Annotated in this window: 20 protein-coding genes and 1 tRNA gene; 8 read left to right on the top strand and 13 right to left on the bottom strand. The window is 64.7% G+C overall.

Annotated features, from left to right (window positions below):
• Positions 1-72: 72 nt before the first annotated feature.
• The 5 genes from PRtIB026_RS10595 to PRtIB026_RS10575 are packed head-to-tail and all read right to left on the bottom strand — an operon-like array spanning position 73 to position 6,379.
• The gene (locus PRtIB026_RS10595; protein ID WP_203647583.1) at positions 73-1,425 is read right to left on the bottom strand and encodes a TolC family outer membrane protein; all 1,353 of its coding nucleotides are present in this window, start codon (positions 1,423-1,425) and stop codon (positions 73-75) included.
• A 10-nt stretch (positions 1,426-1,435) separates the two neighbouring features.
• Positions 1,436-2,728 carry an HlyD family type I secretion periplasmic adaptor subunit gene (locus PRtIB026_RS10590; RefSeq protein WP_203647584.1) on the bottom strand — a complete coding sequence of 431 codons (1,293 nt, stop codon included), beginning with the start codon at positions 2,726-2,728 and terminating at the stop codon, positions 1,436-1,438.
• Positions 2,725-4,446 (bottom strand): type I secretion system permease/ATPase, encoded by a 1,722-nt coding sequence (locus PRtIB026_RS10585; protein WP_203647585.1) that lies wholly within the window; start codon positions 4,444-4,446, stop codon positions 2,725-2,727. Before PRtIB026_RS10585 ends, PRtIB026_RS10590 begins: the two co-directional genes overlap by 4 nt.
• Positions 4,447-4,490: 44 nt before the next feature.
• Positions 4,491-4,868 carry an AprI/Inh family metalloprotease inhibitor gene (locus PRtIB026_RS10580; protein WP_203647586.1) on the bottom strand — a complete coding sequence of 126 codons (378 nt, stop codon included), beginning with the start codon at positions 4,866-4,868 and terminating at the stop codon, positions 4,491-4,493.
• A 53-nt stretch (positions 4,869-4,921) separates the two neighbouring features.
• Positions 4,922-6,379, bottom strand: a complete 1,458-nt coding sequence (locus tag PRtIB026_RS10575; protein ID WP_203647587.1) for a serralysin family metalloprotease — start codon at positions 6,377-6,379, stop codon at positions 4,922-4,924.
• Positions 6,380-6,820: 441 nt separating this feature from the next.
• On the opposite strand from PRtIB026_RS10575, the gene PRtIB026_RS10570 reads away from it, so the two are divergent.
• Positions 6,821-7,198, top strand: coding sequence for a hypothetical protein (locus PRtIB026_RS10570; protein WP_186712839.1), 378 nt, complete (start codon positions 6,821-6,823; stop codon positions 7,196-7,198).
• Between the two features lie 407 nt (positions 7,199-7,605).
• Positions 7,606-9,738, top strand: a complete 2,133-nt coding sequence (locus PRtIB026_RS10565) for a TonB-dependent siderophore receptor (RefSeq protein WP_203647588.1) — start codon at positions 7,606-7,608, stop codon at positions 9,736-9,738.
• A 373-nt stretch (positions 9,739-10,111) separates the two neighbouring features.
• Here PRtIB026_RS10565 and PRtIB026_RS10560 read toward each other — a convergent pair.
• Positions 10,112-10,201, bottom strand: a tRNA-Ser gene (locus tag PRtIB026_RS10560).
• A 290-nt stretch (positions 10,202-10,491) separates the two neighbouring features.
• On the opposite strand from PRtIB026_RS10560, the gene PRtIB026_RS10555 reads away from it, so the two are divergent.
• The 3 genes from PRtIB026_RS10555 to PRtIB026_RS10545 all read left to right on the top strand — a co-directional run bounded on the left by PRtIB026_RS10555 (position 10,492) and on the right by PRtIB026_RS10545 (position 13,140).
• Positions 10,492-11,181, top strand: a complete 690-nt coding sequence (locus PRtIB026_RS10555) for a crotonase/enoyl-CoA hydratase family protein (protein ID WP_203647589.1) — start codon at positions 10,492-10,494, stop codon at positions 11,179-11,181.
• Positions 11,182-11,373: 192 nt separating this feature from the next.
• Positions 11,374-12,093: a lysophospholipid acyltransferase family protein gene (locus PRtIB026_RS10550; protein ID WP_203647590.1), complete on the top strand. Its 720-nt coding sequence runs from the start codon at positions 11,374-11,376 to the stop codon at positions 12,091-12,093.
• A 75-nt stretch (positions 12,094-12,168) separates the two neighbouring features.
• Entirely contained in the window at positions 12,169-13,140 is a 972-nt protein-coding gene (locus tag PRtIB026_RS10545; protein ID WP_050704649.1) for a magnesium and cobalt transport protein CorA, read from the top strand.
• Between the two features lie 217 nt (positions 13,141-13,357).
• Here the strand turns inward: PRtIB026_RS10545 and PRtIB026_RS10540 are convergent, their stop codons facing one another.
• Positions 13,358-14,083, bottom strand: a complete 726-nt coding sequence (locus PRtIB026_RS10540; RefSeq protein ID WP_186733708.1) for an amidotransferase — start codon at positions 14,081-14,083, stop codon at positions 13,358-13,360.
• A 528-nt stretch (positions 14,084-14,611) separates the two neighbouring features.
• On the opposite strand from PRtIB026_RS10540, the gene PRtIB026_RS10535 reads away from it, so the two are divergent.
• Positions 14,612-15,415, top strand: coding sequence for a c-type cytochrome (locus PRtIB026_RS10535; protein WP_203647591.1), 804 nt, complete (start codon positions 14,612-14,614; stop codon positions 15,413-15,415).
• A gap of 13 nt (positions 15,416-15,428) precedes the next feature.
• Here PRtIB026_RS10535 and PRtIB026_RS10530 read toward each other — a convergent pair whose 3' ends face one another.
• From PRtIB026_RS10530 to PRtIB026_RS10515, 4 genes are all read right to left on the bottom strand, one after another.
• The gene (locus PRtIB026_RS10530) at positions 15,429-15,761 is read right to left on the bottom strand and encodes a ribonuclease E inhibitor RraB (RefSeq protein WP_186712832.1); all 333 of its coding nucleotides are present in this window, start codon (positions 15,759-15,761) and stop codon (positions 15,429-15,431) included.
• 185 nt (positions 15,762-15,946) lie between these two features.
• Positions 15,947-16,183: a hypothetical protein gene (locus tag PRtIB026_RS10525; RefSeq protein WP_110736624.1), complete on the bottom strand. Its 237-nt coding sequence runs from the start codon at positions 16,181-16,183 to the stop codon at positions 15,947-15,949.
• A gap of 144 nt (positions 16,184-16,327) precedes the next feature.
• A complete protein-coding gene (locus PRtIB026_RS10520) occupies positions 16,328-18,403 on the bottom strand; it encodes an LTA synthase family protein (protein WP_203647592.1) in 2,076 nt (691 codons plus the stop codon).
• Positions 18,404-18,701: 298 nt separating this feature from the next.
• On the bottom strand, positions 18,702-18,893 hold the full coding sequence (locus PRtIB026_RS10515) for a PLDc N-terminal domain-containing protein (protein WP_203647593.1): 192 nt from the start codon (positions 18,891-18,893) through the stop codon (positions 18,702-18,704).
• Positions 18,894-19,019: 126 nt separating this feature from the next.
• On the opposite strand from PRtIB026_RS10515, the gene PRtIB026_RS10510 reads away from it, so the two are divergent.
• Positions 19,020-19,958: a ZIP family metal transporter gene (locus PRtIB026_RS10510; protein WP_203647594.1), complete on the top strand. Its 939-nt coding sequence runs from the start codon at positions 19,020-19,022 to the stop codon at positions 19,956-19,958.
• Positions 19,959-20,107: 149 nt separating this feature from the next.
• On the opposite strand, the gene PRtIB026_RS10505 is transcribed toward PRtIB026_RS10510, so the two are convergent.
• Both PRtIB026_RS10505 and PRtIB026_RS10500 read right to left on the bottom strand, forming a co-directional pair.
• Positions 20,108-20,638 carry a hypothetical protein gene (locus PRtIB026_RS10505; RefSeq protein ID WP_203647595.1) on the bottom strand — a complete coding sequence of 177 codons (531 nt, stop codon included), beginning with the start codon at positions 20,636-20,638 and terminating at the stop codon, positions 20,108-20,110.
• 60 nt (positions 20,639-20,698) lie between these two features.
• The gene (locus PRtIB026_RS10500; protein ID WP_203647596.1) at positions 20,699-21,220 is read right to left on the bottom strand and encodes an ankyrin repeat domain-containing protein; all 522 of its coding nucleotides are present in this window, start codon (positions 21,218-21,220) and stop codon (positions 20,699-20,701) included.
• A gap of 268 nt (positions 21,221-21,488) precedes the next feature.
• Between PRtIB026_RS10500 and PRtIB026_RS10495 the strand changes: the two genes are divergently transcribed.
• Positions 21,489-21,761, top strand: a complete 273-nt coding sequence (locus PRtIB026_RS10495; protein WP_203647597.1) for a DUF3509 domain-containing protein — start codon at positions 21,489-21,491, stop codon at positions 21,759-21,761.

Genomic DNA, 21,761 nt, shown 5'->3' with positions numbered 1-21,761 from the left:
CGAATCCTGGGGGCGCTTCGCACCCCTTTCGCGGCACGAGGCCGCTCCTACAGGGATTTGCGCATGGTCTGGTCAGCCTGACTTGCCCTCGATGAACGCTTCATCCACCCGCGCCAGCTGCGTCTCGCTCAACACCCCGGCCTGGTAATGCAGTTTGATCCAAGCCAGCAGGTAGTCGTAGCGCGCCTGGGCCAGGTCGCGGCGGGTAGTGGCCAACTGCTGCTCGGCGTTGAGCACGTCCAGGTTGACCCGCTCGCCGCCCTGCACGCTCTTGCGCGTGGAGACCACCAGCGCTTCGGCCGCCACCAGCGCCCGTTCGTAGGCGCGCAGGCGGCTGGCGCCGGACTCGCAAGCGTTGTACTGCCTGCGCAGCTCGATCAGCGCGCTGCGGGTGTTGCCATCAAGCTCGTACTCGGCCTGCTCCAGGTGCCGGCTGGCCTGGCGGGTCGAGGCCAGCACGCCGCCCCCGGCGAAGATCGGCACGCTGACTTCGATACCCACGGTGTTGGTGTCGTAGCGCTGGTTGTAGGTGTTACCGCTGTCCGACTCCTGGCGCCGCGAGGTGGCGAACGCGGTGACCTTGGGCAGGTGCCCGGCACGGTTGCGCTCGACTTCGTAACGCGCCACTTCCAGCGCCTGGCGTGACGAGGCCAGTTGTGGGTTGTTGGCCAGGGCCCGCTCCTGCCACGCCTCGTAGCCGCTGGGGTCGACCACCGGCAGGGCGAAGCCCAGGCGCAGCGGCGCCAGGTCCTCGACCCGCACCGCCGGCTCGCCGATCAACGCGCCCAGCTCGCGCAGCGCGGCATCCTGCTCGTTGCGCGCCTTGATCTCCTCGGCGTCGGCCAGCTCGTAGCGGGCCTGGGCTTCGAGGATGTCGGTGCGGGTGCCTTCACCGGCGTCGAACAGACGCTGGTTCTGCTGGAACTGCTGGCGGTAGGCCTGCTTGCTGGCCACGCTGATGGCAATCTGGTCCTGGGCGAACAACGCCTGGGTGTAGTTGGTCATCACCCGCACCAGCAACTGCTGGCTCTGGTCACGGAAGCTTTCGTCGGCGAACAACGCCTGGGCCACACCCTTGCGGTAGCTCGAATACGCCTCGTAGTCGAACAGCGGCTGCTGGAGGATGAAGGTCGAACCCATGCTGTTGTAGTTGCGGTCTTCCTTTTGCCGCCGCGAATCCCCCAGGTAGCGCACCTCGGAATCGTTGCGCCCCTTGTTGTAGCTGTACGAGATGTTCGGCAGCAGGCCAGCGCGGCCGATGGCCCGGTATTCCTGACCAGCCTCGCGGGCCTTGAAGGCGGCGAGGTAGGTCGGGTCGCGGCGCAGGGCCTGCTCGTACACCTGGAACGGCCCCATGCCGGCCAGGGCGATGGTCGGCAGCCAGGCGCAGGCCAGCAGCAGCCCGGTCAGTGGGAACTTCTTCACTGGGCGGTCCTTATTGTTCAGTCAAGGCGGTACCTGCACGGTCGAGCAGGGGTTTGAACAGGTAGTTGAGCAGCGAGCGCTCACCGGTACGCACGAACAGCTCGGCAGGCATGCCCGGACGGATTGCCAACCCCTCGAGACGCGCCAGCGCTTCTTCGCTGACGGTGCTGCGCAGCACGTAGTACGGCTGGCCGCTGCGCTCGTCGATCAGCTGGTCGGCCGACACCAGCGCCACCTCCCCGGTCACCCGTGGCGTGCGGTTCTGGTTGAAGGCGGTGAACAGGATGTCCACCGGCAGTTGCGGCGCCACCTTGTCCACCAGGTTCACCGGCAGGCGCCCTTCCACTTCCAGCGCGGTGCCCTGGGGCACGATTTCCAGCAGGGTGTCGCCAGCTCGCACCACGGCGCCTTCGGTATGTACGCCGAGGTTGACCGCCACGCCGTCGGCCGGCGCCAGGATCTCGCTGTGCTGCAACTCGAAGTGCGCGGAGTTGAGCTGCTGTTCCAGGGTCGCGGCCTTGACCTGAGCGTCGGCCAGTTGCGTGCGCACCTCTTTCTGGTACTCCTCGCGGCGCTGTTGCAGGTTGAGCCGGGACTCGACGATCACCTGCTCCAGGCGCGCGCTCTCGCCGGCGTTCTGCGCCAGGTCGCGCTGCACCTGCGACAACTGGCGCTGGTACTCGAGCACGCGGTTGCGCGGGATGTAGCCGTCGCCGGCCAGCGGGCGCAGGCTGTCGAGCTGCTCGCGCAGCGAATCGGCCTGAGCCTGCAGGTCGCTGCGCGCGCGGCGCATGCCGGTCAGCTGGGCCTGGGAGCCGTCGATGCTGGCGGCCAGGGCGCCCTGCTCGCGAGCCTGGGCCTGGCGGCGGCTGTCGAACAGCTGGCGCTGGCCTTCGACAATCAGTGCCAGGCGGGCGTCGGAATCTTCCAGCAGCTCTGCGGGAAACTGCACCTGCCCCAGGTTGTCGCGCTCGCTCTGCCAGCGCGCCAGGGCGGCGCGGGTCATGCGGTACTGGGCCTGCAGCGCGTCGACATCGGCCTGCACCTGGGTGCGGTCGAGGCGGAACAGCGGCTCGCCCTGGCGTACCTGCTGGCCTTCGCTGACCAGAATGCGGCTGACCACCCCGGCGGCCATCGACTGCACCGCCTTGCGCTTGCCCGATACCACCACGGTGCCCTGCACCGGCACGCCCTGGTCAAGTGGGGCGAGGCTGGCCCAGGCCATGAAACCGCCAAAACCGACCAGGGTCAGCAACCAACCCAGGCGAACATGGAAACGTGCATCACGGGTGTGCTGGCTCATGCGCCACCTCCGGCTTGCAGCGGGCGTTGCGCCGGGGCCTGGCCCATGGCGTGGAGAATGTCGCGGGCCGGGCCGAAGCCCTGCATGCGCCCTTCGTTCATCACCAGCAGCTTGTCGGCCTGGGCCAGCGCCGCGCTGCGGTGGGTCACCAGCACCACGGTGCGGCCCTGGGCCTTGAGCTGGACAATGGCGTTGGCCAGCGCGGCCTCGCCATGGCTGTCGAGGTTGGAGTTGGGCTCGTCGAGCACGATCAGCCGGGCATCGCCGTACAGGGCACGGGCCAGGGCGATGCGCTGCTTCTGGCCGCCGGAGAGGTCGACGCCCTCCTCGCCCAGGCGCGTGTCGTAGCCCTGGGGCAGGCGCAGGATCAAATCATGCACTCCGGCCAGCCGGGCCGCCTCGACCACCTTGATGCCGTCCAGCTCGCCGAAGCGGGCGATGTTCTCGGCGATGCTGCCGCGCAGCAGTTCGATATTCTGCGGCAGGTAGCCGATGTGCGGGCCCAGGGCATCGCGGTCCCACTGACTGAGCTCGGCGCCGTCGAGGCGCACATGGCCGCTCATCGTCGGCCACACGCCGACCAGCACCTTGGCCAAGGTCGACTTGCCCGAGCCCGAAGCGCCCAGCACGCCGAGCAGTTCACCCGGTGCCAGGGCGAAGTTCACCTGCTGCAGGGTGGCCAGGTTGCGCCCGGGCGGGCCGGCGCTGACCTGCTCCACCGCCAGTTGTCCGGTAGGCACCGGCAGCGGCATCGGCGTCGGCGGCTCGGGGTGCTCGCGCAGCAGGACGTCCAGGCGCTGGTAGGCCAGCTGCGCGCCGCTCCACTGCTTCCACACCGCGATCAGCTGGTCGATCGGGGCGAGTACCCGGCCCATCAGGATGGAGCCGGCGATCATCATGCCCGGGGTCATCTGCCCCTCGATCACCAGCAGCGCGCCCAGCCCCAGCACCAGCGATTGCAGGCACAGGCGCAGGCCCTTGCTGGTGGCGGTGATCACCGCCGACGTATCGCTGGCCTTGTTCTGCAGGTCGAGGAAGCGCCCGTGCAAGGTGTACCAGCGCTGGCGCAGGGCGCCGAGCATGCCCATGGCCTGGATGCTCTCGGCGCTTTGCAGCTGGCTGCCGGCCAACTGCGTCGATTGCAACTGGAAGCCACTGGCCTCGGCCAGGGTGGCATGGGTGAGGCGTTCGTTGAGGATCGCCAGGGCGATCAGCAGCAGCGCGCCGACCGTGGCCATCACCCCCAGCCAGACGTTGAAGGCGAAGATCACCGCCAGGTAGATGGGGAACCAGGGCGCATCGAAGAAGGCGAACAGCGCGGGGCCGGTGATGAACTGGCGCAGCTGGGTCAGATCGCCCAGGGCCTGCCCGGCGGCGCCGTCGCGCTGGCGCAAGTTGCGCTCGAAGGCGGCGCGGTAGACCTTCAAGTTGAAACTTTTCTCCAACTGGTTGCCCACGCGGATGACAATGAAACTGCGGACTGCTTCAAGCCCGCCTATATAAACGAAGAAGCCGACCACCATCAGGGTAAGCACCCACAAAGTTGTGGTGCTCTGCGAACTCAGTACACGGTCGTACACTTGAAGCATATAAATCGACGGCACCAGCATGAGCAAGTTGATCAATGCCGTGAAACAGCCCACGCTGATCAAGGTTGACTTATGTTCGCCGAGTGCCGCCCACAAAGGCGCCCCGGGCTTTTGGCTCGGTAGTTTCATGTTTCGCCCTGGCTCGCCTGGAACTTTTTAGTTCCAGGTGGGAATTATTTGTCGAGGCGCTCGAGCACCAGTTGCTTGCCGTCCGGGGTGGTCCAGGCGTAGCGCTGGTCGCCATCGCGGCTGAAGTGCACCACGCTGCTGCCGTCACCGCCCACCAGGGCCAGGGTGTCGGGGGTCACCAGCCAGCTGCCGGGGCGCAGGCCTATCAGCCCCTTGGCGCACTCCAGGTCACCTTCGATTTCGCCTTCCGTGGCGCCAAGACGCAGGTCGCAGGCCTGCGTCTGCTGCTGTTCGGGGTAAAGCTGCCAACGGCCGGCCAGTTGCGCGGCGTTGGGGAGTAACAGGCTGCTCGCCATGACTACCTCGGTCATCGACACCATGGGGATCGCGGCCAGCGCGATCGTTTTCAGGTTTGCTTTCATTGGTTCGCCTCACCGGCAAAAGGGGCGACGCGCAAGCGCCGCCCCCTGTTGCATCAGACCACGATGTCGGTGACAGCGGCCTGGCCAACGGTGGTCACCAGGAAGTCAGCCGAGCTGTTTCCGGTGAAGTCGATGGACAGGCTGCCCAGGTTGGTGGCCTGGTCGTAGGTCAGCAGCGCCTCGCCGGCATGACCGGTAAAGGCGTTGACGAACTGCAGCGGCAGCTTGTTCACGGCGAACGCGGAGATGGCCGACAGGTCGATCTTGTCCACGCCCGAGGTGAAGTCCATGATGCGATCCGGCGCCGCCTTGGTGGAGTCGCTGACAGCCGCGAACACGAAGGTGTCCGAGCCGCTGCCGCCCCACAGTTGGTCGGCACCGCCGCCGCCGTAGATGATGTCGTTGCCGGCACCACCCTTGAGCACGTTGGCCAGCGCGTTGCCGATCAGCAGGTCGTTGCCCGAGCCACCGAAGGCGTTTTCAATGGTCACGCCCTTGGCGATGGAGACGTTGCCGACCATGCCGCCGACGTCGGAGAACGACGCTTCGTTGAGGTTGATCTTCTGGTTCTGGGTGAACCCGGAGAAGTCGAAGGTGTCGTTGCCGCCACCGTCCCACACCGAGAACACCAGCTTCGACGAGGCCGAGGTGGCCGAGTAGAAGTCGCGATCAGCGGTGGAGTTGAAGCCGTAGGTGGTGTCATTGGCACGGGTGGCGTAGTTGGCGCCGTAGAGCTTCTGGATCGCCAGGATGTCGTCCATCAGCGGGGCCGAGGCGTAGTACTGACCGCCACCCTTGATGAAGTTCTGGCCGTTGTTGCTCTCGCTCCAGTAGCTCATGATGCTGTAGCCACGGGTGTCCTGGGCGTAGTCGGCATCACGGTAGGTCGGGTTGCCCTCGCCGGCGTTGTAGTCGCCAGGGTGGGACAGGCCCAGTACGTGACCGATCTCGTGGGTCAGGGTCTGACGACCGTAGTTGCCGGTGCCCGGGTTGATGTTGACCTGGTAGCCGCTGTTGATCAGGTACCAGGATTCACCCTTGTGCGAGCCCGGGCCGTCGAACGGCAGGTAGGCGAATGCCGCGCCGCCGTTGCTGGCGCTGAAGTTGCCGTAGGTCATGTGGCCATCGCCACCCGATGCCGCCTCGGTGAAGGTGACCTTGGCCACGTCCGCCCAGGACTGCATGGACAGCTTGGCTTGTTGCTTCTGCAGGTCGCTGAACTGGCTGAAGGTGCCCAGTCCGCGGCTGTAGAAGTCCGCCGGTGCCTTGGTCAGGAAGGTGTAGGTGAGGCTGATCGTGCCGTCCTTGTTCAGGTCTTTCCAGGAAGCGCCGTCACGCAGGATGTGATCGGCGGCCTGGTCGGCCGTGAAGGACTTCTTGCCATTGATGTTCGCGCCGCCGCGGTCGTACTGGTGGGCAAAGCTGTCGATCAGGCCGAAGGAAGAACTTGGGCCCTTCGGTTGCAGTGCGGAAACGGCGGAAACAATGGCGTTTTCTTTGACTTTCGACATGCAGATTACTTCCTTGTGTACAAAAAAGCAGTTGATGTCCGACAGGGTTCTCCCACCGGGCGAGAACTTCCTGTCACTCGCCTTTATGAGGCGCAAAAAAACTGACACACATTGAAACTTGATGTCCAGCGTTTTTTGACGTCATTTTTTCGTTTTCGAAAATTAAACTGCGCCGTACTAATTTGCGCAAACTGCGATGGATCAACGGCGCCAGCGATAAGCATTAGTTACAGTCATGCCCCATGACAGTTATAGACAACGGTTCGAAGTTTACTTTCGAAAATGCGACTTTCACTTGTTGAGCGCCACCGCTCGCTCGTCTATGCGCTTTACTGCGCGACAACCCGCCACACGACCCTCCGTCGCCTGCTCGTTGACTTGCCGGCGTGGCAAGCGCTCAGTAGGCGTTGGTCAACGACCCCTTCCTGACAGGACGACGCAATGACAAGACTCACGGTGCAATCCGGCGATTTCTTGCAAGGTGAAGGCGAGTATCGCAATGGAGCGCTCACTCTCAAGACCCCGCGCAGCCCCTCGCCCGGCGAGCGCATTTCGCTGGCGCGGATCAAGGATCTGAAGCTGGCCAACCTCGAATCGACCCGCAGCCTCGGTGGCGCCCTGGGCTGGGGCGTGGCCGGTGCCCTGGTGGCCGGCCCGGTCGGCCTGCTGGCTGGCCTGCTGCTGGGCGGCAAGGAGGAGGAAGTCACCTTCCTCGCCACCTTCAAGGATGGCCGCAAGCTGCTGGCCATCACCGACGGCAAGACCTGGTCGAAGATCGACGACAACTGGCGCCGGCACCAGCGGCCGGCGGCGGCCTGAATCAACGGCCGCTTCGTTCGTTCTGACATTACAAGCCCGATTACCGGCAAGCCGGCTCCAACAGGGGCAGATGCATCTGTAGGAGATCACACAGCCTTCCGGGCTGCGCTGTCGCGCAGGGAACAAGGTTCCAGCGTGGGAGCGGCGGTGCGCCGATGCGACTTGCCCCGCGATCACCGGCGAAGCCGGTGCCAAACGCCGCATCGCGGGGCAAGCCCGCTCCCACGCTGCCCCAGTCAAATCAAAGAATTATGTTTTGTTCCATGAGAGCGGGCTTGCATCAGCCATACGAACGTTTCCCCTGAAACCTCGAATCCCTCCCCTGGCAGCCTGCTACCATGGCGCCCTTTTGCCTGCCCGACAGCTGCCGAGCGATAACGGCGCGTCCACTTTTCAAGGAGCCTTGCATGACCCCGCTTCGCCCCCGCCTGCCCCTTGGCCTGCTCGGCCTGGGCCTTGCCCTGCACACTGGCCAGGGCCTGGCCGAGGACAGCGTGACCCTGGCCCCGGTGCGCATCTCCGAAGTTCAGGACAACAGCGGCTACCAGGCACGCGAAGCCCAGGTCGGCGGCCTGCACAGCGCGCCGCTGCTCGACACCCCGGCCTCGGTCAGCGTGTTCAGCCGCCAGCTGCTGGACGACCGCCAGGTGCGCAAGCTGAGCGAAGTGCTGCAAAGCGATGCCTCGGTGGGCGAAAGCTACGCGCCGATCGGCTACTACGAGAACTTCAACGTGCGCGGCTTCGAGCTCAACGCCGCCAGCAGCTACCGGATCAACGGCCAGACCATCGCCGGCGAGCAGAACGTGGCGCTGGAGAACAAGCAGCAGGTGGAGCTGCTCAAGGGGCTGTCGGGGCTGCAGAGCGGCGTGTCGGAGCCCGGCGGGCTGGTCAACTATGTGACCAAGCGTGCCGAGGACGTGCGCTCGGTCACGGTTTCGAGCAACGAGCAGGGCGAACGCTACCTGGCCACCGACCTGGGCGGCTGGTTCGGCGCCGAGCGCCAGTTCGGTCTGCGGGTCAACCTGGCCCACGAGGACATCCGCTCCTATGTCGACCACGCCGACGGCAAGCGGGATTTCGCCTCCCTGGCGCTCGACTGGCAGATCAACCCGAATGCCGTGCTGGAGCTGGACGCTGAATACCAGCACCGTGAGCAATATTCGGTACCGGGTTACCAACTGCTCGGCGGCAAGCAGTTGCCCCACAACGTCGACCCCAAGGATCACCTGGCCTGGCAGTCCTGGGCCAAGCCGGTGCAGAACGACTCGCTGAACCTGGGCGGGCGCTTCAAGTATCAGTTCAACGACAACTGGAACGGCACCTTGAGCGCTTCGCGCAGCAAGGTGGTGATCGACGACTACAGTGCCTTTGCCTGGGGTTCGAGCGAAGGTGCCTTCTTCGGCAGCAACGGCGACTACGACATCTACGATTTCCGCAGTCCCGACGACACCCGGCGGATCGACGAGGCACAGGCCACACTCGATGGACGCTTCGACGCCCTGGGCGTGAGCCATGAGCTGACCGTGGGTACCAGCGCGCAACGCCGCACGCTCGATCAGCGCCCGTACTACAACGAATGGATCGGCAGCGGCAATATCAACACCAATGCGCCAGCCTACGCACCTTCCGGCAAACCGATCGGCGCCAGCGAGCGCCGCCTCGACAGCCGCCAGTACGGCCTGTTCTTCAGCGACCGCATCACCTTCAACGAGCACTGGCAGACGGTGATCGGTGCCCGGGAGGTCCGGCTGGACGAGAAGACCTGGAACGAGAATGGTGTCGCCGGACGGCATACCCAGCAGTACCAGTTGCTGCCCAATGCGGCACTGATCTACAAGCCGCAGTCCGATACCACGCTCTACGCCAGTTACTCGAAAGGCCTTTCCGCAGGCGGCACTGCGCCCTGGTTCGCCAGCAACGCCGCCGAGATCCTCGCTCCGACCCTGTCGCGCCAGCTCGAAGTCGGCATCAAGCGCGATTGGCAGGGTATGAGCTTCAGCGCGGCGCTGTTCCAGATCCGCCAGGCCTATCAATATGCCCGCCCCGACGGAACCCCAGCGCCGACCTACGTGCAGTCGGGCCAGCAGAAAAATACCGGTCTCGAACTCGGCGCCAGCGGCTGGGTGACCTCCAACCTGCAGATCCAGGCCAGCGCCGCAGCGATCCGCGCCCGCGTGCAGAACAGCGACACCGACGCCTACGAAGGTCACCAGGCAATCAACGTCCCGCGCCTGCGCGCGGCGCTGCAGGCCGACTACGCCCTGCCCGTGCCCGGCCTGGCCCTGCTCGGCGGCGCCCGCTACAGCGCCAGCAAGTACGCCAGCCACACGGGCGACGCCGAAGTCGGCGGCTATACCGTGTTCGATGTCGGCAGCCGCTACCGCACGACCATCGGCGGCTACGACACGGTGCTGCGCCTGACCGTGGACAACGTCTTCGACAAGCGCTACTGGCGCGACGTGGGCGACTACCTGGGCGACAACTACCTGTTCCAGGGGGCGCCGCGCACGGCACGCCTGTCGGCTTCCGTCAGTTTCTGACAGCGCCATCGCGGGGCAAGCCCGCTCTCATGGAAAAAACCGTAACTCATTGATTTAGCTAGGCCCTGTAGGAGCGGCTTTAGCCGCGAAGAATCCAACACGGTGCCTGGCACCGGCTCTGCCGGTGTTCGCGGCGGTGCGGCGGTCCGATAAACCCGCTCCCACAGGGAGCGCGGGCTACCCGCGAACTCAGCTCCCTGCGCGACAGCGCAGCCCCAAAGGGCTGGGCAATCTCTCATGGAACAAAACATAATTCTTTGATTTGACTGGGGCAGCGCGGGAGCGGGCTTGCCCCGCGATCAGGGCTTCAACAAAAACGCGAGACAAACAAAAAGCCCCCGAACCTTTCGATTCGGGGGCTTCTCGTAGAATGTGGCGGTGAAGAAGGGATTTGAACCCTTGATACGATTTCTCGTATACACACTTTCCAGGCGTGCTCCTTCGACCACTCGGACACTTCACCGTTTTCTCTTCAAGCTATTCAGCCTGTCGAGGCGCGCTAATTTAGTAGAAGCCTTTTCCTTTGGCAAGCATTTTTTTCAGAATTTTCATGCGCTTAAGCCAATCGACCGAAATACCGGGGCAATCAGGGCAATGCTGCCATTGTGCCCAGCGCTTTTCCCGCCCCTCGCGCCGCTGCCCCGATGGCACAAGGCACAAGCTCCCGCCGCTGACTGACCAGTCAGTCTTGGCGCTTTACCTGGCCGGTGCCGCTGGGTAACGTCACCGCCACGCCCTCCAAAGGACTCTGCCATGAGCGAGCTGATTACCTACCACGCCGAAGACGGCATCGCCACCCTGACCCTGAACAACGGCAAGGTCAACGCCATCTCCCCGGATGTCATCAAAGCCTTTAATGCCGCGCTCGACCGCGCCGTCGAGGAGCGCGCGGTGGTGATCATCACCGGCCAGCCGGGCATTCTCTCTGGCGGCTACGACCTCAAGGTGATGACCGCCGGCCCCAAGGAGGCCGTCGGCCTGGTCACCGCCGGCTCCACCCTGGCCCGTCGCCTGCTGTCGCACCCCTTCCCGGTGATCGTCGCCTGCCCCGGCAATGCCGTGGCCAAGGGCGCCTTCCTGCTGCTGTCGGGTGATTACCGCATCGGGGTCGAAGGCCCCTACAAGATCTGCCTGAACGAAGTGCAGATCGGCATGACCATGCACCATGCCGGTATCGAACTGGCCCGTGACCGCCTGGGCCGTGCGGCCTTCCAGCGCTCGGTGAACAATGCCGAGGTATTCGATCCGCAGGGCGCCCGTGAAGCCGGCTTCCTCGACAAGGTGGTGCCTGCCGAGCAGTTGCTGGAAACCGCCCTGGCCGCGGCCCGCGAAATGAAGAAACTGAACATGCTGGCGCACAAGAACACCAAGCTCAAAGTGCGCAAGGCGCTGCTGGAGGCGCTGGACGAGGCGATCCTGGCGGATCAGAACCACCTGGGCTGATTGCCGAGTCTACTTCTCTGTAGGAGCGGGCTTGTCCCGCGAACACCGGCGAAGCCGGTGGCACGCACCGCGCCGCTTGTGTTCGCGGGACAAGCCCCCTCCTACAAGGGCCTGCCTGACATTTGTCGAGCATTTGCCCCTGACAGTGCACATCCGTACACTGCGCCGCGACTGTCCGGTGTGAGTCGTACCATGCTTTATATGCTTCGCATGCTCCTGTTGGCGCTGCACTTCCTGCTCGTGGGTGTCGTCGGTCTGGTGATCGGCCTGCTGCGTCCGTTCAACCCCGATAACAGCCGCCTGTTCGCCCGCCTGTACAGCGTGCCGGCCGCCTGGCTCATGCGCATCAAGGTCAAGGCCGAGGTCGGCCCGCTGTGGGACCAGCCCCCCGGCTGCGTGATCATCGCCAACCACCAATCCAACTACGACCTGTTCATCATCGGCCAGGTGGTGCCCCGCCGCACCGTGGCCATCGGCAAGAAGAGCCTGGGCTGGGTCCCGCTGTTCGGCCAGCTGTTCTGGCTGGGCGGCAATGTGCTGATCGACCGCAAGAACGCCTACCAGGCGCGCAAGGCCATGCAGACCACCACCCGGACCCTGCGCGACGACACCTCGATCTGGATCTTCCCCGAAGGCACGCGCAACCCCGGCGAGCAGTTGCTGGCGTTCAAGAAGGGCGCTTTCCACATGGCCATCGAGGCCGGCGTGCCGATCGTGCCGGTGTGCGTTAGCCGCTACACCCAGCGCCTGGGCCTGAACAGCTGGCGCCAGCGCACCGTGGTGATTCGCTCGCTGGCCCCCATCGCCACCGCGGGCCTGACCCAGCAGGACCTGCCCGCGCTGATCGAGCAATGCCGCAGCCAGATGCAGCATTGCATCGACCATATGGAAAGCGAGCTCACCGCGCCCTGATCGGCGTGCGGACTTGCCCCGTGCCGCTACACAGCCCAAGCTGTGTAGCGTGTTCAATCGGATAAGCGGACAACCATGGGTCGAGTCGTCGCATCGGCGGTGTACAGCGCCGGCAGGAAGGTCACCAACATCAGCCTCGACGAGGGCGCCGAATGGGCGCGCAAGCCCGGGCACTTTGTCTGGATCGGCCTGGAAGAGCCCAACGCCGAGGAACTGGCCAACCTGCAGCGCCAGTTCGGCCTGCACGAGCTGGCCATCGAGGACGCCCTGGAGAAACACAGCCGGCCCAAGCTTGAGACCTTCGGCGACGCGCTGTTCATCGTCACCTACTCGCCGGTGCGCCACGAGGGAAAGCTCGAGTTCATCGAGACCCATATCTTCGCCGGCAACGGCTACATCATCACCTGCCGCAACGGTCACTCGAAGTCCTATGCCCTGGTGCGCCAGCGCTGCGAGGCGCGTCCGCTGCTGCTCGAGCACGGCGAGGACTTCGTGCTCTACGCCCTGCTGGATTTCGTCACCGAGAACTACCAGCCGGTGAGCGAGGCGATCCACGGCGAGATCGAGGAGCTGGAACAGAGCGTGCTGAGCAATTCGCTCAAGGAAGAGGACATCCAGCGCCTGCACAGCCTGCGCCGCGACATCCTGCGCCTGCGCCGCTACGTGGCGCCGATGGTGGAGATCAGCGAGGAACTGCAGCGCCTGAGCTTCCCGTTCATCGACAAGAACATGCGCCCGTACTTTCGCGACGTGCAAATCCATGTCACGCGGCAGATGGAAGACCTGGCCGGGATCCGCGACATCGCCAGCCAGACCATCGAGATCGGCATGCTGCTGGAGTCGTCACGGCAAAGCATCACCCAGCGCAAGTTCGCCGCCTGGGCGGCGATCCTGGCGTTTCCCACGGCGGTCGCCGGAATCTACGGGATGAACTTCGAGAACATGCCGGAGCTGGCATGGCGCTACGGTTACTTCGGCGTGCTGGGGGTGATCGCCCTGGGCTGTTCGGGGCTGTATTACAGCTTCAAGCGTTCGGGCTGGCTGTAACGCCAATCGCGGGCGAGCCAGTTCTCATGGAGTAACGGTAACGCGCAGATTTAACTGAAACAGCGTGGGAGCGGGCTTGCCCCGCGATGCGATGTATGGCACCGGCTGCGCCGGTGATCCGGGCGGTGCGGCGTTCCGACAAGCCCGCTCCCACGCAGCCTCAGTCAAATCAAAGAATTGCGATTGTTCCATGAGTGCGGGCTTGCCGATGCGGATCTCAGATCGCGCGGCTGCCGGGCTGCTGGACGAAACGCAGCATCCACTCGCCCACCAGATCCCCCTGGTGCTCGGTGGCCAGGCTGGCCACCGCCTTCTCATAGACTTCATTACCCAGCGACGCCTGTCGCGCGTCGAGCAATGCCCGGGAGTAGTCATGGACGAACTCCGGGTGCCCCTGGAAGCACAGCACCTGGTCACGGATGTGGTAGGCGGCGTTCGGGCAGAAGTCACTGGAGGCGATCACCGTGGCCCCTTCGGGCAGCTCGGTGACCTGGTCCTGGTGGCTGATCAACAAGGTCAGCTCGGACACCTGCGGGTCCATCCACGGCGCATGGGCCGCCAGGCTGTAGCGGTGAACGCCCACGCCCCAGCCTTTGTCGGCGCGCTCGGCCTTGCCACCGAGGGTCAGTGCCAGCAGCTGGTGACCGAAACACACGCCCAACAGCTTCTCGCCACGTTCGTAGAGCTTGAGCAGGTAGGCCTTGAGCGTCTGGATCCACGGATCGTCGCCGAACGAGTCGGCCTTGCTGCCGGTCACCAGGTACGCATCGAAGCGTTCGCCGTCCGGGGGATAGTCGCCGTTCATCACGTTGTACACATCGAATTCGGCCGCGATCGGCTGGCGCGAGAACAGCTGCTCGAACATCCTGCCGTAGCCCTGGTACTGCGCGATCAACTCCGGTCGCAGGACATCGGTTTCAAGGATGCAGATGCGTAACGACATAGGGGTAGTCCTGAACGACATGTGGGTGGGATTTGCTGTAGAGACTGACGCGAAAGGGCCGTACAAGCAAGTAGGATGTCCGGACGAACGGTAGGCCCTGTAACCCTTGGTAACCCCTGCCGCGCACTCGTCTAGCCTGAGCGTGCCAGCGGGGTGGCCAGTGGCCTTAATGCCATGAGGAATCGACATGAAAATTGTTAGAACAAAGGGTTCTGAAACAGGGATGACGCGGGCCCTACTGTTGGTTGTATATCCAGATATACGCGGCAAGCAGGAACGGCGTGCCATCACGCCGCTGCGATCGACCCGACGCTAGACAAGGAAGCCAAGGGTTATTCAGGAATAACAACAAGAAGGCGGTCCGCCATGTTCAGACAATCCAAGGTACGCCAAGCCGGCCTCATACTCTTCGCCACGACGCTGTTGCTGATCCTGCCGAACCTCACCCGGCTGTTCGGCTGAACGCGGCGGTGGCCTTTTCCGAGCACGCGTGGGTAATCTGCCGACCTTGATGGTTGGAGATCGTCCATGCGCCTGTGTCTTGCCCTGCTCTGCCTACTGCTCGCCCCGACATTGTCGGCGGCGCAGTTGAACCTCGAACTGGGCGGCGACAGCCGGCGCTGGAGCAGTGAACAGCTACTTGCCCATCCGCAGGCGCGAAACATCACCATCGAACAGGACGTGGCCTACAAGCGCACCTTGCATTACCGCGCCGTGCCCCTGGCGGTGCTGCTGCAGGGCGTGAACCCGAGCGATCACCTGCAGGCCGTGGCCCTCGATGGCTTCGCCGCCGAGATGCCCGCCGGGCCGCTGTTGCAGGCGGGCCCCGCGCAGGCCTGGCTGGCCATCGAAGACCCCAGCCACCCTTGGCCCGCGCTGAGCAAGGGCAAGCCAGGCGCCGGGCCGTTCTACCTGGTATGGACCCAACCCCAGGCCAGCGGTATTCGCCCGGAACAATGGCCGTATCAGATCGCCAGCATCCGCCGCCTGCCCCCGGTCGAGACGCGCTTCCCCGCCCTGCTGCCCGACCCGGCCGTGGCCGAGAACGACCCGGTGCGCCAGGGTTTTGCCCTGTTCCAGCAGAACTGCCTGGCCTGTCATCGCCTCAATGGCGCCGGCGACGCGCACCTGGGCCCGGACCTGAACCTGCCGCACAACCCCACCGAGTATTTCCAGCCGGCCTACCTGCGCCAGTACATTCGCGACCCGCAGAGCCTGCGGCAGTGGCCGCAGGCGAAGATGCCCGGGTTTTCCACCCAGGTGCTGGATGAGCCGGCGCTCGATGCCGTGCTGGCGTACCTGAAGCATATGGCGGGGCGCAAAGCGCACTGATGCCCTTGCGGGCCTAGGCAATCGGCCTTTCCTGCTTGACGCCCCAGCCCTCGACTTCGCCGCCGTAGGGCGAGACGACCTGTTCAAAGGCCTGCTCGAAGGCGCCGATGCCGCCATGGGTGGCGTACATCACCTTGCTCAACTCCAGGTGCCAGGCGCCGTCGTCGCGCTCGCTCACCTGGGCGTTGAGCGATTCGCCACGAAACTGCCCCGCCGCCCGGCGGGCACCTGCCTCGCTGGGAAACACGGCGTAGAACTCGATGGGATGGATGCGGGTGAAATCGAAACCGCCAGCTTTCATCTGGCGCAGGACACTGCTGCTGATGTCGTCGTTCTGGCTGCTCATGAAACGTCCTCCTGCAAAGCAATGGATAGACTTTCCGTGCACAACGCACCTGCCTGGCACACAAGGAATGCCTGACAATACGAGCGGATTGCAAGACGCGATGAAAACGGCGGCGGCCCGCAGAGAAGGCCGGCGCCTGACTTGAGCGTAGCGCCTGAGACAGCGCTACGCCAGAGACACCCGGTTCAGGGCGCTTCGCGAATGGTGGTGATGGTCACGCCGCTCTGTTCCTTGAGCCAGCGCGCCGTGGGGGAAAAGCTGCGGTCCTGGAAGTCGTTGAGGTCCAGTTCGTCCATGAGCGGGAACAGGCGCGAACGGATGGCGCGTGCGGCATCTTCCTCGCTGGGGCGCTGCTCGGCATTGAGCAACAGCGTTTGCGGCTCGCCTTTCTGGTCTGCAAAGCTGACTTCCCATGCTTTCATCGATCAGCCCTCGCTGGCGCAACGGTGAATGGAACGGCGTACTCACTTGACCATGGTGCAGGGATGAATGTTCAGCCGCATACATGAAACCGCATGAAAAAAGCCCGCCGGTTCAGGGCGGGCTTCATGGGGCAGGCGGCGGCCTTACTTCGGCGTGCCGTGGACGACACCGGCGGTGTTGTCCAGCAGGCTCTTGGTCGCGGTCTGGATATAGGCCTCGAGCTTCTTGAGCATTTCCGGCTGGTCGGGGCTTTCGATCAGTTCGGCCTTGAACTCACGGCCCAGCTGGTAACGGTACATCCGCGGGGTCATGTCCTTGGACTCGATGAGGATGCGATCGCCCTGCACCAGGCCGACGATCTGCTCGCTGCCCGACGGTTTGATCATGCCCACGCCCTGGTCGCCCTCAGGCAGGTTGAGCAGGTCGCGGCCCCAGCACTGGTGGCGGGCCTGGCCACCCAGGCGGCCCATGATGGTCGGCACGATGTCCACCTGGGTACCCACGGTGTGGTTGACCGCGCCGAACTTCTCCTGGATGCCCGGGGCAATCAGCAACAGCGGCACGTTGAAGCGGCCCAGGTCCAGCTCGGTGACCTGCTGGTGGTTGCCGAAGCCATGGTCGCCGACGATGACGAACAGGGTGTCCTTGAAGTACGGCTCCTTGCGGGCCTTCTCGAAGAACTGGCCCAGCGCCCAGTCGGAATAGCGCATGGCGGTCAGGTGCTCGTCCAGGCGCCCTTGGCCGGTGACCTTCTCCACCGGCAGGTCCTTGGGCAAGGCATACGGCGTGTGGTTGGAGAGGGTCTGCAGCAGCGCGTAGATCGGCTTCTTGCCGTCGTGCTTGGCCAGCTCTTCGTTGCCGCGATTGAACATGTCCTGGTCGGACACGCCCCAGGTCGGGTCGGAGAACACCGGGTCGACGAAGTCGTTGCGGCCGATGAAGGTGGTCATGCCCTGGTTGCCGAAGAACCCGGACTGGTTGTCCCAGGCGAAGTCGCCGTTGTAGACGTAGACATCGTCATAGTCGCGGGCACTGAGCAGTGCCGGCAGGCCGGACAGTTTGTGGCCGCCTTCCGGGGTCTGCATCAGGTACTCGAAGCCCGGCAGGTTGGGGAAGCAGGCCATGGTGGCGAACATGCCCTGGTGGGTGTGGGTGCCGTTGGAGAAGAAGCGGTCGAACAGCAGACCTTCCTTGGCCAGCTTGTCGAAGTACGGGGTGATGTTGTTCGGACTGCCCAGGGCGCCCACCGAGTGGCCGGCGAAGCTTTCCATGAGGATGACCACCACGTTCTTGACCGGCAGCGTGTTCGCCACGGGCGGCACGAAGTCGCGACGGATCGCGGCCTCGTCGGCATCGACCAGGGTGTCGTTGGCGGTCAGCAGCTGCTCGCGCACGGTCTGGGTGGCCAGCGGCTGCTCGAGTACCGGCTTCCAGATGTTGGCGCGGTCCTCGCCGAAGCGGCTCTTGGCGGCGTCGATCAGGGTCAGCGTGCCGTTCAGGCCCAGCTGGTTGACGAAGTTCGAATCGGTGGTGAAGGCGTCGCCCCAGCGCATCGGCGGGCCCTGGCGCAGGGTGCCACGGGCGGCGACCACGGCCACCAGCAGTACGACCATGAACACTGCCAGGCGGCCATACCACGGCGCGAGCTTGCGGCTGCTGGCGGGCTGGACGTTTTGCTCGCCACGGGTCAGGCGATCGATGCCCTTGAACAGCAGGCTCAGCAGCCAGGTGCCGACCAGCCAGGCCAGCAGGTAGCGGACCACCGGGAAACCGTACCAGAGCATGCTCATGACGGTCTTGGGGTCTTCCTTGATGTACTGGAACACCAGGCCGTTCAGGCGCTGGTGGAACTCGCGGTAGAAGTCCATCTCCATCAGGCCGAGGAACATCACCACGCTCGAGGCAATGGTCAGCCAGAAGCGGAAGAAGCCACGGCGGGCCATCAGCCAGGGGCTGAGCAGCGCCAGCAGCAACGGGATGCTGATGTACACCACCACCCGCAGGTCGAAGCGCAGGCCGTTGAGGAAGCCCTCGGCGACGGTCGAGTTCGGCGTGTCGCCGATCATGTCGCTGTTGTAGACCAGCAGCGCCAGGCGCACCAGGCTGAGCATCAGCATGATCACCAGGCCACTGAGCAACGTGTAGGCCAGGTGGGATTTCAGGGTCGGCGAGAACGAGCCTCGCACGCTCTGTTGCTTCAAGGCGTCCGTGTTAGCCATGAATGGAGAGGTCCTAGGATTGCGGTTTGCGGGAAGGCGAAGTCGCCAACAGCCTGGTGGTCGGGCCCTCGAGGGCGAGGTGAGACCAAGGCCGCATTGTGCGGCGCGGATTTTCAAAAATCGAGTGTGAAAATTTTGTCGAGAGCAACTATCGCTTACATAACCTGTAGGAGCGGGCTTGCCCCGCGATCACCGGCGATGCCGGTGCCATAAACCGCATCGCGGGGCAGCCCGCTCCCACGCCGTTCCGGTTGACTCAACTGAATCAACAGGCAAAGCCGGTGCCATGTCCCCATAGTCAGATCCGCACATTGCCCCGCGGCCCGGCGATTGCCCAGATGATCAGCCCCAGCACCGGCAGCAGCAGGATCAGCAGGATCCACAGCACCTTGCTGCCGACCTCGGCGCCGCTCTTGAGCACATTGAGAATGGCCCAGATATCCAGGGCCAGGATGATCAGACCGACCAGGCTGTTGAAGGTGGACCCCATGGCGCCGCTCCCGCACGGTAAATGTGTTCAAGAGCATAGCTGGCTATGGCCCCGATAGAAGGGAATCCTTGGCCGGGCGTACGGGTCAGTGGATAGACTGCTGTCATTCACTGCCCCGAGGTTCGCATGCCCCCTGCCCACACCCAAAGTGCCGTCCCCGACTCAATGTTCAGCGCCTGGCGGCAACAGGCCCTGGCCACGCCCTGGCTCAGCGCCGGCCTGGCCCTGAGCCTGCTGGCCGTCGCCGCGCTGTTGCTGGCGAGCCTGTGGAACGCGGTCAACGGTGACCACGCCGACAACCTGCACCTGGCCCTGCTCGGTGGGCTGTCGGGCTTCGGCGCCACCGCCCTGGGCGCGGTGCTCGCGGTGATCCTGCGCGACGTCAACGCCCGCACCCAGGATGTGATGCTGGGCTTTGCCGCCGGCATGATGCTCGCCGCCAGTTCGTTCTCGCTGATCCTGCCGGGCCTGGACGCCGCCCGCGAAATCACCGGCAACGGCCCGGCGGCGGCCTTCACCGTGGTCCTGGGCATGGGCCTCGGGGTGCTACTGATGCTCGGCCTGGACCGCTTCACCCCGCACGAGCATGAAAGCACCGGCCCTTGTGGCCCGCAGGCCGAGCGGGTCAGCCGGGTGTGGCTGTTCGTGCTGGCCATCACCCTGCACAACCTGCCCGAGGGCATGGCCATCGGTGTGAGCTTCGCCAACGGCGACATGAACATCGGCCTGCCACTGACCAGCGCCATCGCCATCCAGGACATACCCGAGGGACTGGCCGTGGCCCTGGCCCTGCGCGCCACGGGGCTGTCGAACTTCAAGGCGATGATGGTGGCGATCGGTTCGGGCCTGATGGAGCCGCTGGGCGCGGTGATCGGCCTGGGCATTTCCACCGGCTTCGCCCTGGCCTACCCGATCAGCATGGGCCTGGCGGCGGGAGCGATGATCTTCGTGGTATCCCACGAGGTGATTCCGGAGACCCATCGCAATGGGCACCAGACTGCGGCGACGCTGGGGCTGATGGGCGGGTTCGCGGTGATGATGTTTCTTGATACCGCGTTGGGCTGAAAGGCCAATGCGCAATCCCTGTAGGAGCGGCCTTGTGCCGCGAAAGGGCCGCAAAGCGGCCCCGCGATCATTGTATTGACGCTGAAATCCCGGGGCTGCTTCGCAGCCCTTTCGCGGCACAAGGCCGCTCCTACAGGGGGAATCGTTGCTTAGACGTGCACCGCCACCTTCAGCGCCTCCAGCGCCGGCTCCACCTTGATGCCTACGGCCTCGCCCAACTCCAGCACACGGGCCAGGTCATTCTGCCCCACCATCACCATCTGCAGCTCGTCATCGAGCAGCTGGCTGAAGTTCAGCAGCACGTAGCCCCCGGCTTCCTTGTTCAGCGCGCCCATCTGCACCTGGATGCGGTTGAGCGCGGTCAGCGCCTCGGTGCGCGCCAGCTGCTTGGACTTGAGGGTGAACGGCACGCTCTTGTCGAACGAGTCGCTGATCTGCTTGAACAGGTCCTGGTAGCTGTCGGCCTGGAACAGCACGGTATCGGGCAGGCTGCCGACCACCACCCATTCGCCCAGCGGGAACGGGAAGCTGTCGTCGTAGTTGATGTCCGGGTTGGCGGCGAGGAAGGCGGCGGGGTCGGCGTAGGCCTGGGCGGCCTCGGCGGCGATGCGCTCGATCTCCTCATCGCGCATGCAGCCGGCGCCGATGAGGCGGATGAGTTCGAGCAACTGGTCTTTCATGGGGGGCCCTGCGGGTTGGCGTGAAAGGCGCCAAGGATAGCCGCAAACGCCCCCGAAGGGTTAGCCGGCCTTCGCCTCCAGGCGTGCGGCGGCGTCCGCCGCGCCCATGGTGCGCGCAGCCGTCAGCGCGGTGGCGCCGGCCGCGTCACGCCGTGCCGGATCGGCCCCCTGGGCCAGCAGGTAGTCGATGATCTCCAGGCGGTTGAACATCGCCGCCAGCATCAGCGCGGTGCGGCCGTCCGCGGCGGCGGCATCCACCGGCACGCCGTGCTCGAGCAGCAGGCGGATCATCGCCAGGTCGCCCTTGAAAGCGGCGCCGGCCATGGGCAACTGGCCGTTGTCATTGGCGATCAGTGCGTCGGCGCCATGGGCCAGCAGCACTCGCACGGCGTCGTGGTGGCCGTGGTAACTGGCCAGCATCAGCAAGGTGTCGCCCTTGTGGTTGCGCAGGTCGGCGGGCAGGCCACCGTCGAGCAGGCGACCGAGCATGTTCGCGTCGCCGCGGCGGGCGCGCTCGAAGACCTCCTCGGCGAAGGCCGCGGTTTCTTCGGCGGTCATGGTGGCGGGCTGGTGATCGGACATCGGGAACCTCCTGGCATCTGGCAATGGCCCAAGTGTCCATCAGGCAGCGGCGAGCGGTCCAAGGTTCAGATTCTATCGGCGGCAGAGAGCCAGGCTATGACCGTGCAAAATGCACTGTGCAAAATGCACGGGCATGCAGATTGCAATGCGCAACCTTATAAAAACAAATTTAAGTAATTGATTTTAAAGGCTTTTTACTTGAGCAAAGGCTGGCACGGTCGCTGCAATCATCAACTCAAGTCTGCCAGTACAACAGTCAGGAGTTGATATGGACCTCATCCAGGAAAAATTCGCCTCGGTCTTCGCCGCCTACCAGGTCACCACCCAGCCGCGTCCGGACGGCGGTGTCCTGCTGACGCTGCGCGCCAGCGACGGCATCGTCACCCGCCGCGTGCTGACCTATGCGCAGCTGCACAGCGCCGAGCAACTGTCCTGGGCGATCAGCGCCATCCGCCGCGACCTGGCCGGGCAGCCGAGCGAGCTGCCGGTGATCTCGATGCTGCAGAGCCAGCAACGCTTCGCCCTGCCGACCTACCGCTGA

It is taken from the genome of Pseudomonas sp. RtIB026, assembly GCF_016861355.2.
GTDB classification, from domain to species: Bacteria; Pseudomonadota; Gammaproteobacteria; order Pseudomonadales; family Pseudomonadaceae; genus Aquipseudomonas; species Aquipseudomonas peradeniyensis.
Note: the sequence above shows the minus strand (reverse complement) of the source record. Positions and strands in the feature narration are given on the sequence as shown.

Coding starts and splice junctions, on each gene's coding strand:
- PRtIB026_RS10590 (WP_203647584.1), bottom strand. CDS start 2,728: ATGAGCCAGCACACCCGTGATGCACGTTTCCATGTTCGCCTGGGTTGG.
- PRtIB026_RS10585 (WP_203647585.1), bottom strand. CDS start 4,446: ATGAAACTACCGAGCCAAAAGCCCGGGGCGCCTTTGTGGGCGGCACTC.
- PRtIB026_RS10580 (WP_203647586.1), bottom strand. CDS start 4,868: ATGAAAGCAAACCTGAAAACGATCGCGCTGGCCGCGATCCCCATGGTG.
- PRtIB026_RS10575 (WP_203647587.1), bottom strand. CDS start 6,379: ATGTCGAAAGTCAAAGAAAACGCCATTGTTTCCGCCGTTTCCGCACTG.
- PRtIB026_RS10570 (WP_186712839.1), top strand. CDS start 6,821: ATGACAAGACTCACGGTGCAATCCGGCGATTTCTTGCAAGGTGAAGGC.
- PRtIB026_RS10565 (WP_203647588.1), top strand. CDS start 7,606: ATGACCCCGCTTCGCCCCCGCCTGCCCCTTGGCCTGCTCGGCCTGGGC.
- PRtIB026_RS10555 (WP_203647589.1), top strand. CDS start 10,492: ATGAGCGAGCTGATTACCTACCACGCCGAAGACGGCATCGCCACCCTG.
- PRtIB026_RS10550 (WP_203647590.1), top strand. CDS start 11,374: ATGCTTTATATGCTTCGCATGCTCCTGTTGGCGCTGCACTTCCTGCTC.
- PRtIB026_RS10545 (WP_050704649.1), top strand. CDS start 12,169: ATGGGTCGAGTCGTCGCATCGGCGGTGTACAGCGCCGGCAGGAAGGTC.
- PRtIB026_RS10540 (WP_186733708.1), bottom strand. CDS start 14,083: ATGTCGTTACGCATCTGCATCCTTGAAACCGATGTCCTGCGACCGGAG.
- PRtIB026_RS10535 (WP_203647591.1), top strand. CDS start 14,612: ATGCGCCTGTGTCTTGCCCTGCTCTGCCTACTGCTCGCCCCGACATTG.
- PRtIB026_RS10530 (WP_186712832.1), bottom strand. CDS start 15,761: ATGAGCAGCCAGAACGACGACATCAGCAGCAGTGTCCTGCGCCAGATG.
- PRtIB026_RS10525 (WP_110736624.1), bottom strand. CDS start 16,183: ATGAAAGCATGGGAAGTCAGCTTTGCAGACCAGAAAGGCGAGCCGCAA.
- PRtIB026_RS10520 (WP_203647592.1), bottom strand. CDS start 18,403: ATGGCTAACACGGACGCCTTGAAGCAACAGAGCGTGCGAGGCTCGTTC.
- PRtIB026_RS10515 (WP_203647593.1), bottom strand. CDS start 18,893: ATGGGGTCCACCTTCAACAGCCTGGTCGGTCTGATCATCCTGGCCCTG.
- PRtIB026_RS10510 (WP_203647594.1), top strand. CDS start 19,020: ATGCCCCCTGCCCACACCCAAAGTGCCGTCCCCGACTCAATGTTCAGC.
- PRtIB026_RS10505 (WP_203647595.1), bottom strand. CDS start 20,638: ATGAAAGACCAGTTGCTCGAACTCATCCGCCTCATCGGCGCCGGCTGC.
- PRtIB026_RS10500 (WP_203647596.1), bottom strand. CDS start 21,220: ATGTCCGATCACCAGCCCGCCACCATGACCGCCGAAGAAACCGCGGCC.
- PRtIB026_RS10495 (WP_203647597.1), top strand. CDS start 21,489: ATGGACCTCATCCAGGAAAAATTCGCCTCGGTCTTCGCCGCCTACCAG.